Here is a 12,832-nt window from a genome sequence, read left to right as displayed (position 1 = left end):
GGCACTTCATGAGCATCCGCATCGGCATTGTTGGCTATGGCAACCTCGGGCGGGGCGTCGAGACCGCGATCGGGTTGCAGGCCGATATGGACCTTGTTGGCGTGTTCACGCGTCGTGATCCAGCCGAGGTGGCAACGAGCGGGGCCGAGGTGTTTGCGCTGGACTCGCTTGCGAGTCGGCGCGGCGAGATCGACGTGCTTGTGCTGTGCGGCGGATCGAAGAGCGACCTGCCCGAACAAACTCCCGAGCTTGCGGCGCAATTCTCCGTGGTTGACAGCTACGACAATCACGGACAGATCCCCGAGCACTTTGCCTCCGTAGACGCGGCAGCGCGGGCCGCGGGAACAACCGCGGTAATTTCGACAGGGTGGGATCCGGGACTGTTCTCCATCAACCGCCTCTACGGGGAAGCGATCCTCGCGCAGGGAGAGACGTACACGTTCTGGGGTCGCGGGCTGAGTCAGGGCCACTCGGACGCGCTGCGCCGTGTTCCGGGCGTCGCCGGTGCTGTGCAGTATACGATCCCGGCCGACGAGGCAATCCAGCGGGTGCGTGCGGGGGAGCAGCCCGAGCTGACGACGCGGGACAAGCACGACCGTGAGTGCTTCGTGGTGCTCAAGGATGGGGCGGATCCGGAACAGGTTCGCGAGGCCATCGTCACCATGCCTGACTACTTTGCGCCGTACGACACGACGGTCACGTTCATCTCGGCGGAGGAGCTGGCTCGAGATCACGCCGGCATGCCCCACGGCGGCTTCGTGATTCGGAGCGGTGAGTCCTCGCCTGGCGCCACACAGACAATCGAGTACCGACTGCAGCTCGATTCGAATCCAGAGTTTACCGCGAGCGTTCTCGTCGCGTACGCGCGCGCGGCCGCGCGCCTGGCGGCCACCGGCGCCCACGGGGCGAAAACACCCTTCGATATTGCGCCTGGCCTGCTTTCTCCGAAGTCCGCAGCGCAGCTGCGTGCCGAACTGCTGTAGCGCGGGGATTCCCGATCTCTGAGGCGCCTAGCGAATTGAGCCCTTGCGTGTGCGCGATTCAGCGGCGGGGGCGGCATTGGTCACCGCGGTGACAGCCTGGTCTACTCCGGCGCCCCACGGGGCCCCGTGCCCCGGGAGCACCCAGCGCGCGCCAGTAGCGATGAGGTGGTTCAGTGAGCGGAGTGCCTCTGCGGGTTTGTCAGTGAATGGCGCTGGCTGAGGCCCTGTGTGGCCGGTGAGTACATGGCGTGTGGTGAGCCCGTCGCCCACGAACACAGCATCCACGAGTGGCGAGTGGAAGGCAACGCTCCCGGCTGAGTGGCCGGGGAGCGCGATTACCCGTGGGGTGCCGGGAAGATCGAGCGTTTCTCCGTCCCGGAGGGGGTGCGTTGCGGTGACCCAGGCAGTGCGCATTCCGCCCTTGCGGAGTGCGTAGCCAAAGAAGCCCAGCAGCGCCCCTGGGCGGGAGGTCTGTCTCGCGTTTTTCGGCTTCGGGCCACCTCCGGCCCGGTCAGCATCGCCCGGGTGGAGGTACACGGGTACGTCGTGGTCGCGGCGGAGTCGCTCAGCGAAGCCCAAATGGTCGGAGTCGCCGTGGGTGAGGAGCACCGCGCGGATATCGCTGACTGAGCGGTCGAGCTGTGCGAGCTTTTTTCTGAGGTCGCGCCAGTGTCCGGGAAGGCCCGCGTCGACCACAGTGATGCCCTCGGGGGTCACGATGAGGTAGGCGGCGACGATGTCGGAGCCGATGCGGTGCAGGCCTGGTGTGAGTTCCATGATGGCTACTCTAATTAGCCATCATGGCTAACGTCAATAGCTATAGTGGGGGTATGGCCGCACCCGACAAGACCACACTCCCCGAAATTGTTCGCACGGCGAGCGAGATTCTCGAGCGTGATGGGGTGGACGGGCTCACGATGCAGGCCGTTGCCGTGGGCGTCGGGGTGCGTGCGCCGTCGCTGTACAAACGGGTCGACGGCCGGGAAACGCTGCTCCAGCTTGTGGCGGACGCGAAGCTGCGTGAGCTCGGAGCGCGGCTCGATGCGGCGCAGAACCTCGCCGATCTCGCGGATCGGTTCCGGGCATTTGGTCATGAGCGACCCGAATCGTTCCGGCTGATTATGGGCCAGGGGCAGCCGAGGGCCGGGGGGAGCACAACGACGGCCGCACCCGCGGCGGCGAGCGCGGCGGTACTTCGCCTCGTGGGGCGCGTAGTGCCCGCGGACAATGTGCTCGATGCTGCACGCACCCTGACCGCATGGGCAACGGGTTTCGTGAGTATGGAACTGGGTGGCGGCTTTCACCTCGACGGTGACATCGAGCGCGCGTGGCGCTTCGGTGTAGCTCGCATGGAGGCGCTCATCGGGGGCCGCGATCAGGAGCAGCACGGCACGACCCCCGAGAGCCGTTCCTAAGCGAACACTGTCAACCCGTACACGGCGAACACCACGAGGTGTGCCGCGCCGTGCATGGCTGTGACCTTCTTTGCCGAGAACGTGGTCACGGTGAGGAGCAGCGTGACGCCGAGCATGAGCAGGTTTGTGGGGGTCTCCGCGAGCACAACCGTCTGCCCGGTCAGGCTCCCAATAATCAGCACGGCGGGGATCGTGAGGCCCACCGTGGAGACGAGTGCCCCGTGGCAGAGGTTACTGACGCGCTGCACCTCGCCGCCCAATGCCGCTCGCACGGACGTGATCGACTCGGGGAGGAACACGATCATTGCGATCAAGATCCCGGCGAGCGCGACCGGGGCACCCATCCGGCCGAGGCCGTCGTCGAGCAGCGTGGCCATGTCGTGCGAGAGCAGAACGATCGGGAGCACGGTGATGACGAGCAGAAGTACACGGAGCAGGATCTCGGTGCGGTGCTCAGCGAAGACCTGCCCGATACTCGGGCGTGCGGCGATATCAGGAGTTGCTGCGGCCTGATCCGGCGCGCTGTGTTCTCCTGCTGCACGAAGCCCAGGATCGACCTCACGGAAGTCATCCGCCTGGGTGCCCATCTGCCTGTACAGGAAAAACGCGTAGAGCGCGAGGGTCAGCACCACAATGGGGATGACCTGCGCGGGCGTGTACGAGCCGTCCACGCCGATCATTGCCGGAAGCGCGAAAGCCAGTGAGGACAGCACCACGATCAGCGCCAGGTAGCTCGACGTTCCCGTGCTGTTGTGCTGCATGCCGCCTCGCTTCAGGCCTCCCAACAGGAGGGAGAGCCCCACAACGGCGTTCAGGATGATCATCGAAACGGCCATGACTGAGTCGCGGGCGATTGTCTCTTGCTTGCCCGGGCCGAGCATCACCGCGGAGATGAGCACAACCTCGATCAGCACGATCGAAAGCGTGAGCACAAGCGAGCCGTAGGGGTCGCCGAGTCGGTGCGCCAGGTGCTCAGCTTCGTGCACTACGCCGAACGCACACACGAGAATTACCGCGATGATGATCACCAGTGCGCCGACGAGCGGCGGAGTGGGGACCGGGGGGTCCAGCAGGGAACCCGAGAGCATCAGGGCAACGAACGCACCCCACCCGAGAATCAGGCGGATGATAGCGGAGCGGGTAAAAATAGATCGCACGCTTACGGATTCTACGGAAGTTACGGTGGTCACGAGAGATTCCTCATCCGCGGGGCCGTCCCCGCGCCGATCACACGTCCGGGCCGTCCCGTCCGGTCGCCTGTATTGCCTGCGCCTCCCCAGACTACCGGCACTCTCCGGGCAGATCCTGCGCGCGTGGCTTTCCGGTTACTCCGGCCGACGGAACACGAGGAGGGCGTCTGCGACAAGATCATGCGGGTGCCGATCCCACGCGATCTCGGTAACGCTCACCTCGCGGAGGTGCGCTCGCAGCACCCGAGTGCAATCTGAGATCAGTGGGGTCAGCTGGCCCCGGTGCACGATATCCGCCATGTTCCAGACCACGAAGCCGCCGGGGCGCACCACTCGTGCGCACTGCGCCGCCACGAGCCCGAGCTCGGTCAGATAGCGGTCGTAGTCGCCCGTATCAAGCTCGTAGGCGGTGAGCGGATCAGCCGCGTGATCCTCCGCCGTCATGTAGGGCGGTGAGGTCAGTACGAGATCCACGTGCGGGGAAGATGGATCCGCCGCCAGTTCCGGCACCAGGAGGCGGAGCATCTCGCGAGCGTCGCCCTCGATCACCCGGGCTTCGGGGCTGCGCTGCTGGAGGAGCGCGATCCGTTCGGGCAGTAACTCAATACCAATTGCCCGGCGGCCGAGGGCCGTGGCGCGGTGGATCGTGGTGCCGAATCCGGCGAACGGGTCGCACACAAGATCACCGGGCGTGGTGCACCGTTCGATCACGTGATCCACGATCTCGGCGATCATGTGGACGTCTTCTTCGGCCCCGGGCGGGCGTTCCGCGACGAATCTCTCGTGCGTCACCTCGAGTCGGGTGTCGAGCGGTGAAGCGTGACCAGGGGCCACGCGCGGGTGCTGATCCAGCGTGTTCCTCACCCCTGCAGTGTATCCCGGGCGGCTGATATGGGCCCTGTGTACGGCGTTGGTCCCGGCGGGCCGTACGCTGAGACCCGTCCCCTATGCAGACAGGACGGAACATGAACTTCACCGCCTTCGAACGTTTCGCGACCTTGCCCGGCGTGCGCTGGGGGACCCCGGGTGTGCCAACACCCGAAGAGCAGAACAGTGAGTACGAATCGGGCGCGGTGCGACTGGGGGACGCGCAGTGGCGTATCCGGACTGCCCGAATTACTCCCACGAAGCCCGGCGCGTTTGTTGCCGTCTGGCAACGAAACCCCACCGGAGCAACGGAACCCTTCGGCGCGGACGATCCCGCCGCGGGATTGTTGGTGTTTGTCGTGGACGAGGAACGCTTCGGTGTGTTCAAATTCACCACGGCTGAGCTGTGTGAACTCGGAGTATCCCGATCAGCCGTGCACCCCGGCAAGCGCGGCTTCCGGGTCTATCCCGCGTGGAGCACCGGACTGAACCGCGCCGCTGCACGTACTCAAGCGGCGCAGGCCGCCGCCTTCCATGACCTCGGGGGAAACTGATGAGTCCCGCGCCGGTTCGAACCCGGGTCAAGGACCTGGTCCAGATCTACCTTGTCCTTCTCCCATTGTCAGCGCTCGCTACGTTTTTCCTCCTCGTTGGAGACCGCTTCACCGCGCACTCACCGGGAGAACTTGCCCACGCAAGCTATGGGTGGCCACTTGACTGGGTGACGCAGGACCTGTCACGTTACGCGTATGCCGAGTTCCCTCAGACGGTGCCGTTCAACTTCACGCGCGCATGGGACGATCCGATTGCGACGAGTGTCCACTGGCAGTGGTTCGCGGGAGACATGCTCATCGTGGGGTTCGCGGTCACCGCGGCGTTCCTGGTACTGGGGCGAATGATCAGGCACCGGAGAGCCGCGAAACCTCAAGACTCGAACGGCTCGATTCAGGACAAGTGATTGGCGAAGGCTCGCATCCCGGCGGTGAGCCACCCTGGCAGGCGATTGTGGATGCTTGCCACGAGGTCTCTTTGGAATCCTGGACGGCCGAGCAGATCGGCGATACCAAGATACGCCTCACCCGTCGGTGTCCACGTTTCGCAGATCATGTCGTAGTGCTTGCGTATGAGCGCCTGAGCCACAGACGATTCGGGGAGTCGGCCCGCCAACATCTCGGTGCGCATCGTCAGATAGAGCCTCGAACTGCGGTCGGCGGCCGCCTGGGACTGGGTGACGTCCCACTGGCCAGCGTGCAGAGACTCAGGCTCGAATGCCTGCGCTGCCGCAGAGCTGTAGCGTGCGATCACCTCGGCCCGCAAGATTGAGCGGGCGGAACGCATTCCCTTGAAGAACTCGGTGTCCGTGACGGGGGTTCCGTGAGAAATCTCCGTCAGCGTGCGGTCGAACGTCTGCAACATCTTCGTGAGGCGGTCGCGTTCCTCGACGACGAGAGCGCGTTGCCTGATCAAGACCTGTCGTTCGTGCTCGGTGTCATGCGAACTGAGGATCTCACCAATGATCTTGAGTGGCACGCCAAGTTCCCGGAGGTGGAGAATTCGCTGCAGTCGGAGTCGTTCTGCGTGGCCGTACCAGCGGTAACCGTTGCTGCCGACCTCACTCGGGGTAAGCAATCCGAGCGTGTCGTAATGCCGCAGCACGCGGGCGCTTACCCCTGACTGGGCTGCGAGGGCGCTGATCGACATCCGCATATGGATGAGCGTAGGGCTTGACCTTGACATCATGTCAAGAAATAGCGTCGGGGCATGAGGACTTGTGACGTGACCAACGCAAAAGCGTTTGACGGTGAGCGAGTGCTGACCTGCACGAGCGCAAGGATCGAAGGAGAGAAGATCACGCGAGTAGGCACGTCTGCGGGAAACCCACGCGATTCAGCGACCACGTGCAGGTCTTCTCGTAGGCGTGCCTGAACGACAATCGTGCCTAAACGACAATCGTGCCTGAACGACAATGAGGAGCGGGAGCATGATCCCCACGAGTTGGACGAAAATCTATCGAGACGACGACGATGAATTGTTGGGCTTCCTGGTGCCCGATTCAGGAGATGACACGATGTGCGTGCCCGTCACCGTATTCGGGAGTTCGTTGTCGGCGCCGGTCGCGCGAGACACGGCGGCTGCGCTGCTTCACTCCCTCGGATTGGAGTACCTGTTGGGGAATTGGGAACTTGTCGCGCCAGACAACACTGCGAATGTGACGGTACGAATCATCGAAGCAAGCCCTGATCGTGTCGTTGTGCAGCATGTGGACTTTGGAGACCCGGAACGCTATGGGACCCACTACACCCTGGAGACCCCCACGGAGGAGCGTTTGCGCAGGGTGCGATAGTCCTCGCCCTGTGTCACACGACAGGGCCGGCCGCGCTTCGAATCTCCGCCGGCAGATCCTGCATCCGTATCGGTTCACGGCCCGGGGCAGGAGCGCCAACGTAGTAGGCGTGCATACCAACAGCCCGGGGGCCTGCGACGTCTGCGGCCCAGGTGTCGCCCACGAAGGCAGCCTGGGCCGCTGAGATCCCGTCCCGAGCGAGCACCGCGTCGAACAGTTCGCGATGCGGCTTGCGCCACCCGATCTCTACCGAGGTGTGCACGCGCTCGAACGATGCCGAGATGCCGAATCGGGCAAGCTGTTCCTGGACAAGCGTGGGGTGATGAGTGTTGCTCACGACGCCCAGCTTGAGACCGGCCGCCGCAAGCGTGCGCAGACACTCGGAAACACCGGCCGCCAGCCGCACATTCGCGGTCCAGGCCCTGAGATACTCGTCGACGAGCCGATTAAGCTCCGTGCGGGGGACCCGGTGTGCGCCGCAGAGCTCGAAAAACAGGGTCGCGATCTCCCACATCGAGCACTCTCGGCCTGTCTCCTGAGCTTTTCCGTCGAGCTCAGCCCACGCGTGACCCCAATGGGAGCTCGCCTGCCCCGGTGATAGCTCGAGCCCGAGCCGGGAGACGGCCTCGGCGGGCGCATTCGCTCGGTCAGGGTGAATGGACGCGTCGTAGTCGACGAGCGTGCCGAAGAAATCGAAGTAGACGTGGGAGATCACACCCTCCACGGTATCGCGGGGCCGTGCTGAGGCCCGATCGTGCACGGTATGCCCGCGCTCGCCGCAGTGCGTCCCATGCCGTGGCCGATACGATTGTGACCATGGTGTTTTCTCGTGCAATGTGGGCCATGAGCGGTCTTGTCTGGCTTGCGGTCGCGGTGATGTGGTGCATCTGGTGGGGGTGGCCCGCCATCTTTGTCGTCGTCATTTTCGGAGTCCTTCCCGACATCGCGCTGCTCGGTGCCTTTGCTGAGCGCGGCCGCATGAAACCGGAACGGGTCGGCTTCTACAACCTCATGCACGCCGTCGCGGTGCCTGCGGCGATCATCCTTGTCGGTTTCATTGTGTTGCTTCTCACCGGCGGGATCACCGAGGGGTTCTGGGGGATCGCGCTCGCGGGCCTGGCCTGGTTTGTGCACATCGCGGCGGATCGTGCGCTTGGCTTCGGGCTGCGCGATGCTGAGGGCCGCATCGTTCCGGTCCGGTGAGCGGAGACGGAACGGGGGGACTGTGTGACGCGGGATGACGCCACGTAACGTCGGATGACGCTGCGTAACTCCGTGTGTCGACACCGCGTGCGAAGGTGACAGACCGCACCTAGTGTGACCTGCATGAGCACACTCACCGCACCCACAACGTCCATCCCCGAGATCACCGCGCAGGATCGGGCCGAGCGCCTCGCCGCTGCAGGATCCGCCTGGAGCGATCACATCGATGCGAACCGCGACTCCTCGAAACTCACCTACCGCGTCACCGGCGTGGGCGAGGGTGCGGTGGCGACTCGCGTGCGTTCCGGCAAGCACGAGTTCGTGATTGATGAGCCGGCCCCGCTCGCGGGAGATGACGTTGCGCCGAGCCCCGTCGAGTTTGCGCTAGGCGCGCTCGCAGGCTGCCAGGTTGTCGTGTACCGACTCTACGCGCAGGCGCTCGGGATTCAGGTAGACGACATCAACGTCCGGGCCGAGGGCGATCTCGACGCTGCACGTCTGCTCGGCAAGGACCCGGCGGTGCGCCCCGGGTTTAGTGACATTCGAGTACACGTCGAAATCACCGGCCCGGAGACGCAGGAACGCTACGAGCAGCTGCGCGATGCGGTCGACGTGAACTGCCCGGTGTATGACCTGTTCGCAAACCCGACGCCGGTCAGTGTGACCGTCGCGAAGGCGTAGGCTGCCGGATCGTGGCCCGGGTCAAGCGTGGGACGCGGGATCCGGGCCGCGAAGCGCCCGCGGTTTTCCGCGGATGTGGGCCGGGCACGCGCTAAGGTCAGTGGGGAGACCCAGCGACCGAGAGCCCGGGAGGAGGCAGCGTGCACCTGAAGAGCCTCACCCTGAAAGGCTTCAAATCGTTCGCGCAGCCGACGACCTTCCAGTTCGAACCCGGCGTGACCGCGATTGTCGGACCCAACGGGTCTGGGAAATCGAATGTTGTTGACGCGCTCGCCTGGGTGATGGGGGAGCAAGGGGCGAAGACGCTCCGGGGCGGCAAGATGGAGGACGTGATCTTCGCCGGCACGGCGACCCGCGGCCCGTTGGGACGCGCGGAGGTTCGCCTCACAATCGACAACTCGGACGGTGCACTCCCGATCGAGTACGCCGAGGTCACGATCAGCCGGACGCTGTTCCGCAACGGTTCCAGCGACTACGCGATCAACGGCGACTCCTGCCGCCTGCTTGACGTGCAAGAACTCCTGAGCGACTCCGGGCTCGGGCGCGAGATGCACGTCATCGTGGGGCAGGGCCAGCTCGACGCAGTGCTGCGGGCAACTCCCGAGGACCGCCGCGGATTCATCGAAGAAGCCGCCGGGATTCTGAAGCATCGCCGTCGAAAGGAACGTACCCTCCGCAAGCTTGACGCGATGGAAACGAACCTCACCCGGCTCAACGATCTCGCGGGTGAGATCCGGCGACAGCTGAAACCGTTGGGACGCCAGGCGGAAGTCGCACGTGCCGCCCAGAGTATCGCGGCGGAGGCGCGCGATGCGAAGGCCCGGCTCCTCGCCGACGACGTGTTCCGGCTGCGTGGAGAACTCGATGCGCTCTCCCGCACGGAGTCCGAGCAGCACTCGGAGCGGATCGTGCTGCAGGAGCAGGTCGAGCAGAAGCAGCTCCGGATCCAGCGCCTGGAACAGGAGCAACACAGCGATGAACTTGATGCGGCCCGTCGCGTCAGCATCGGTCTCGAATCTGCGCAGTCCAAGCTGCGTGGACTGTACGCGCAGACCCAGCAACGCCTCACGTTCCTTGCTACCCAGGCGGAATCAACAGACCACGTCACTCGGTTGAGCCCTGCCGCCGTGGACGAGGCAGCGCAGGAGGCGGAACGGCTTGCCGCCGCGGTACCCGTTGCTGAGGCTGTTTGGGAACGCGCCGGTGCGGGGACTCGGGCCGCGCAGCGCGAACTTGACGCGATCGACGAGCACATCGCCGCGCAAAGTGCGCTCGTGTCCTCCCACGATCTGCGACTCTCTCAGTTGCGTGGTCAGAGCGAGGCTGCCGCGCAGAAGCGTGTTGCCGTGGGGCAGGAGATCACGCGCCGTGAGCTTGCGGTCGAACAAGCGCAATCCCGGCTCGCGGAGGCGCGGAGCGCGCTCGCGGAGTTCGAAACTCAGTCCGAGCACGGTGATGTCCCAGAGGAGGGACTCGACGAGGCGTACCAGACCGCGCAAGACACGCAGGCCGAGGCCGAGCGGCTGCGCGACACCGCGCGGGATCAGCTCCACGAACTTGAACAGGAACGCGCTGGGCTCGACGCCCGGATGAGTGCGCTGGCCAGATCCCTAGACCAACGCGACGCCTCTGGGGCGGTGCTCGCGGCGGGAACCGCAGGAATCTCGGGACGTGTGGCCGAACACGTGCGTGTCACCGAGGGCTTCGAAGCTGCAATCGGTGCGGCACTCGGCACCTTTGCCGACGCGTTGCTCGCGGACTCCGCAGAGAGCGCCGCCGAGGCCGTGCGCTCGGCACGCGAAAATGACCTTGGGCGGCTCCGCACAGTGCTCGGTGCGGGTGCGGGTGCGGGTGCGGGATCCGGCAGCGCGGGTTCTGGCGGCGAAAGCTCTGACGATGCTGGCCGTGGGCTTGATCCGGCACCCGAGATCGCAGGACTCACTCGCGCGGGCGACGCGGTGATCGCGGCTCCGGACGGGGTGCGCGGGTTCCTGTCCCGGAGCTACATCGCAGCAAGCGTCGACGCAGCAATTGCGGCAAGATCCGCGATCACGGAGCGATTCCCGCACGGCGGCTACACTGTCGTTACCTTCGAGGGTGACGTGCTGACTGCCCACACGCTCAGCGGTGGGTCTCAGCAAGCCCCCTCACGCATTGAGCTCACTGCTGAGCTGGAGCAGGCCGCCGCTCGGCGCAACGAGGTCGCGGAGGCCATCGCGGACCTCGACGCAGAACTTGCGGAGCTTCGCGCTGCGGCTGCTCACGCGAAGACCGCGGCGCACGAGAGCTTCGCGGAATTGCGCACTGCAGATGCGCGCCTCGCCGAGCACGCGAAGGAGCGGAACCGCCTGGTGACCCGGGCGGAACTCGCCGGTGCCGAGGCCGAGCGGGCCACCCAATCGCTTGCGGCCGTTGCGGAGTCGGCGCGGGAAACAGAGAGCCAGGCCGAGCGAGCCGCTGCTGTACTGGCGGCGGCAGAGTCCGAGCCGCGCCCGATCCTTGACGCCAGCCAGCGCGATTTGGCCTTCGGTGAGGTCGAAGCCGCGCGCGCGATCGAGCTCGAGGCGCGGCTGGCGCTTGAGACCGCGCGGGAGCGCTCTCGGGTGAGTGCGGCGCAGCGGGACGCGCTTGCAGAACAGCTCGCGTCCGAGCAGCGTGCAGCGGACGAAGCTGCTCGGCGTGCGGTACTGCGGGCCCGTCAGGTCGCGCAGGCCGAACGTGTCGCCGGGCTACTGCCCGCGATCCTTGATGCGTGCGATCGTTCGCTCACGGAGGCGCGGCTTGTGCAGCAGCGCGCGGAGCAGGAGCGCGCCAGGCATAGCCAAGAACTTACGCTGCTACGCTCTGAGGACTCCACCCTTCGTCAGCAGCTGCAGGCCCTGACCGAACGGGTGCACGGTGCTGAGCTCCAAAGCTATGAGCGGAAGTTGCATCTTTCGGCGTTGCTCGAGCGATCCGGCAACGAACTTGGCTTGGTCGAGGATGTGCTGATCGCTGAGTACGGGCCGGATCAGCCTGTGCCCGACCTCAGCGGGGTCGGTGCCGCGGCACCTGGAGCTGGCTCCGCGTCGAGTTCGAGTTCCGGTGCCGGTGCCGGTGCCGGAGCTGGGGCCGGAGATAGTGTCGAATCCCAGTTCGCGAACAGGCTTGAAGCTGAACTCGCAGCCGAACTGGGGTTGACGGGGCCCGGTCCAGGGCCGCTGGAGGACGCCTCGGATCCGGCACCGGATGCTCAGGCTGGCGAGAGCGATTCTTCCCGTGAATCCGTTCCCACGGTGCCGTATGTTCGTGTTGAGCAGGAGAAGCGGCTCGCACGGGCCGAGCGCCGGTTGGCAGAACTGGGGCGCATTAATCCGCTCGCTCTTGAAGAGTTCGCCGCGCTCGAGCAACGACACGCGTTCCTCTCAGAGCAGTTGCAGGATCTCACGAAGACTCGCGCCGACCTTCTCTCGATCATTGCAGAGCTCGACGAGAAGATGCAGGGCATTTTTGGGGAGGCATTCGAGGACACTCGACTCGCTTTCGCTGAGGTCTTCCCGATCCTTTTTCCCGGTGGCTCAGGTGAGATCGCGCTCAGCAATCCCGATGATCTGCTCAACACCGGCATTGAGATGGTCGTCAAGCCCGCGGGCAAGCAGGTGGAGCGGATGTCGCTCCTGTCTGGTGGGGAGCGTTCACTCGCCGCGGTCGCCTGGCTGATGGCCATCTTCCAGGCGCGCCCCAGCCCGTTCTACATTGTTGATGAGGTTGAGGCCGCGCTCGACGACGCGAACTTGGGGCGGCTGCTGCAGGTGTTTGAACGGCTCCGGGAAAACTCGCAGCTGATCATCATCACCCATCAGAAGCGGACAATGGAGATCGCTGACGCCCTCTATGGTGTCTCGATGCGCCAGGACGGCATTTCAGCCGTTGTGGGGCAGCGGATCCAGAAGGACGATGTGGAGCGGGCGTCCGCCTAAGCGGTGGTGTTTCTTGGGCCATTGGCCTTGGGCCGTTGGGCCGTTGGGCCGTGGGCCGTGGACCCTGGACCTTTGGGACCTTTGGGACCTTTGGGACCTCGGGGCCGTGGGCCGTGGATCGTGGATCGTGGATCCTGGACCGTGGACCGTGGACCGTGGACCGTGGACCGTGGACCGTGGACCGTGGACC

Annotated in this window: 13 protein-coding genes; 8 read left to right on the top strand and 5 right to left on the bottom strand. The window is 65.3% G+C overall.

The window, feature by feature from the left end:
- Positions 1 to 8: 8 nt before the first annotated feature.
- Positions 9 to 983, top strand: a complete 975-nt coding sequence (locus FM113_RS16875) for a diaminopimelate dehydrogenase (protein ID WP_087015995.1) — start codon at positions 9 to 11, stop codon at positions 981 to 983.
- A gap of 27 nt (positions 984 to 1,010) precedes the next feature.
- Here FM113_RS16875 and FM113_RS16870 read toward each other — a convergent pair whose 3' ends face one another.
- Entirely contained in the window at positions 1,011 to 1,760 is a 750-nt protein-coding gene (locus FM113_RS16870; RefSeq protein ID WP_087015994.1) for an MBL fold metallo-hydrolase, read from the bottom strand.
- Between the two features lie 53 nt (positions 1,761 to 1,813).
- Here FM113_RS16870 and FM113_RS16865 point away from each other — a divergent pair, with 53 nt between their 5' ends.
- Positions 1,814 to 2,398: a TetR/AcrR family transcriptional regulator gene (locus tag FM113_RS16865; RefSeq protein WP_087015993.1), complete on the top strand. Its 585-nt coding sequence runs from the start codon at positions 1,814 to 1,816 to the stop codon at positions 2,396 to 2,398.
- Here FM113_RS16865 and FM113_RS16860 read toward each other — a convergent pair.
- Together FM113_RS16860 and FM113_RS16855 are read right to left on the bottom strand one after the other, a co-directional pair.
- Positions 2,395 to 3,555 carry a calcium:proton antiporter gene (locus FM113_RS16860; protein ID WP_254909068.1) on the bottom strand — a complete coding sequence of 387 codons (1,161 nt, stop codon included), beginning with the start codon at positions 3,553 to 3,555 and terminating at the stop codon, positions 2,395 to 2,397. The two genes, FM113_RS16865 and FM113_RS16860, sit on opposite strands and share 4 nt — an antisense overlap.
- 168 nt (positions 3,556 to 3,723) lie before the next feature.
- Positions 3,724 to 4,452 (bottom strand): DNA methyltransferase, encoded by a 729-nt coding sequence (locus FM113_RS16855; RefSeq protein ID WP_254909067.1) that lies wholly within the window; start codon positions 4,450 to 4,452, stop codon positions 3,724 to 3,726.
- A 101-nt stretch (positions 4,453 to 4,553) separates the two neighbouring features.
- Here FM113_RS16855 and FM113_RS16850 point away from each other — a divergent pair, with 101 nt between their 5' ends.
- The gene (locus tag FM113_RS16850) at positions 4,554 to 5,009 is read left to right on the top strand and encodes a MepB family protein (RefSeq protein WP_087015992.1); all 456 of its coding nucleotides are present in this window, start codon (positions 4,554 to 4,556) and stop codon (positions 5,007 to 5,009) included.
- Positions 5,009 to 5,413, top strand: coding sequence for a hypothetical protein (locus FM113_RS16845; RefSeq protein ID WP_087015991.1), 405 nt, complete (start codon positions 5,009 to 5,011; stop codon positions 5,411 to 5,413). The genes FM113_RS16850 and FM113_RS16845 overlap by 1 nt, the downstream gene beginning before the upstream one ends.
- On the opposite strand, the gene FM113_RS16840 is transcribed toward FM113_RS16845, so the two are convergent.
- The gene (locus FM113_RS16840; protein ID WP_176387281.1) at positions 5,401 to 6,162 is read right to left on the bottom strand and encodes a MerR family transcriptional regulator; all 762 of its coding nucleotides are present in this window, start codon (positions 6,160 to 6,162) and stop codon (positions 5,401 to 5,403) included. The genes FM113_RS16845 and FM113_RS16840 overlap by 13 nt on opposite strands.
- 274 nt (positions 6,163 to 6,436) lie before the next feature.
- Here FM113_RS16840 and FM113_RS16835 point away from each other — a divergent pair, with 274 nt between their 5' ends.
- The gene (locus FM113_RS16835; RefSeq protein WP_087015989.1) at positions 6,437 to 6,799 is read left to right on the top strand and encodes a hypothetical protein; all 363 of its coding nucleotides are present in this window, start codon (positions 6,437 to 6,439) and stop codon (positions 6,797 to 6,799) included.
- 13 nt (positions 6,800 to 6,812) lie between these two features.
- On the opposite strand, the gene FM113_RS16830 is transcribed toward FM113_RS16835, so the two are convergent.
- On the bottom strand, positions 6,813 to 7,514 hold the full coding sequence (locus tag FM113_RS16830) for an HAD family hydrolase (protein ID WP_087015988.1): 702 nt from the start codon (positions 7,512 to 7,514) through the stop codon (positions 6,813 to 6,815).
- A 101-nt stretch (positions 7,515 to 7,615) separates the two neighbouring features.
- Between FM113_RS16830 and FM113_RS16825 the strand changes: the two genes are divergently transcribed.
- The 3 genes from FM113_RS16825 to FM113_RS16815 all read left to right on the top strand — a co-directional run bounded on the left by FM113_RS16825 (position 7,616) and on the right by FM113_RS16815 (position 12,642).
- Entirely contained in the window at positions 7,616 to 8,002 is a 387-nt protein-coding gene (locus FM113_RS16825) for a DUF4260 family protein (protein WP_140393404.1), read from the top strand.
- Positions 8,003 to 8,125: 123 nt separating this feature from the next.
- A complete protein-coding gene (locus FM113_RS16820) occupies positions 8,126 to 8,683 on the top strand; it encodes an OsmC family protein (protein ID WP_087015987.1) in 558 nt (185 codons plus the stop codon).
- A gap of 140 nt (positions 8,684 to 8,823) precedes the next feature.
- Positions 8,824 to 12,642 carry an AAA family ATPase gene (locus FM113_RS16815; protein ID WP_087015986.1) on the top strand — a complete coding sequence of 1,273 codons (3,819 nt, stop codon included), beginning with the start codon at positions 8,824 to 8,826 and terminating at the stop codon, positions 12,640 to 12,642.
- Positions 12,643 to 12,832 lie beyond the last annotated feature (190 nt).

The organism is Leucobacter sp. 7(1) (assembly GCF_900163635.1).
Classification (GTDB): domain Bacteria; phylum Actinomycetota; class Actinomycetes; order Actinomycetales; family Microbacteriaceae; genus Leucobacter.
Note: the sequence above shows the minus strand (reverse complement) of the source record. Positions and strands in the feature narration are given on the sequence as shown.

What these genes read in the sequence shown, in the direction of transcription:
- FM113_RS16840 (WP_176387281.1), bottom strand. Translation starts at nt 6,162, where the DNA reads ATGCGGATGTCGATCAGCGCCCTCGCAGCCCAGTCAGGGGTAAGCGCC.
- FM113_RS16850 (WP_087015992.1), top strand. Translation starts at nt 4,554, where the DNA reads ATGAACTTCACCGCCTTCGAACGTTTCGCGACCTTGCCCGGCGTGCGC.
- FM113_RS16875 (WP_087015995.1), top strand. Translation starts at nt 9, where the DNA reads ATGAGCATCCGCATCGGCATTGTTGGCTATGGCAACCTCGGGCGGGGC.
- FM113_RS16865 (WP_087015993.1), top strand. Translation starts at nt 1,814, where the DNA reads ATGGCCGCACCCGACAAGACCACACTCCCCGAAATTGTTCGCACGGCG.
- FM113_RS16845 (WP_087015991.1), top strand. Translation starts at nt 5,009, where the DNA reads ATGAGTCCCGCGCCGGTTCGAACCCGGGTCAAGGACCTGGTCCAGATC.
- FM113_RS16870 (WP_087015994.1), bottom strand. Translation starts at nt 1,760, where the DNA reads ATGGAACTCACACCAGGCCTGCACCGCATCGGCTCCGACATCGTCGCC.
- FM113_RS16820 (WP_087015987.1), top strand. Translation starts at nt 8,126, where the DNA reads ATGAGCACACTCACCGCACCCACAACGTCCATCCCCGAGATCACCGCG.
- FM113_RS16825 (WP_140393404.1), top strand. Translation starts at nt 7,616, where the DNA reads ATGGTGTTTTCTCGTGCAATGTGGGCCATGAGCGGTCTTGTCTGGCTT.
- FM113_RS16835 (WP_087015989.1), top strand. Translation starts at nt 6,437, where the DNA reads ATGATCCCCACGAGTTGGACGAAAATCTATCGAGACGACGACGATGAA.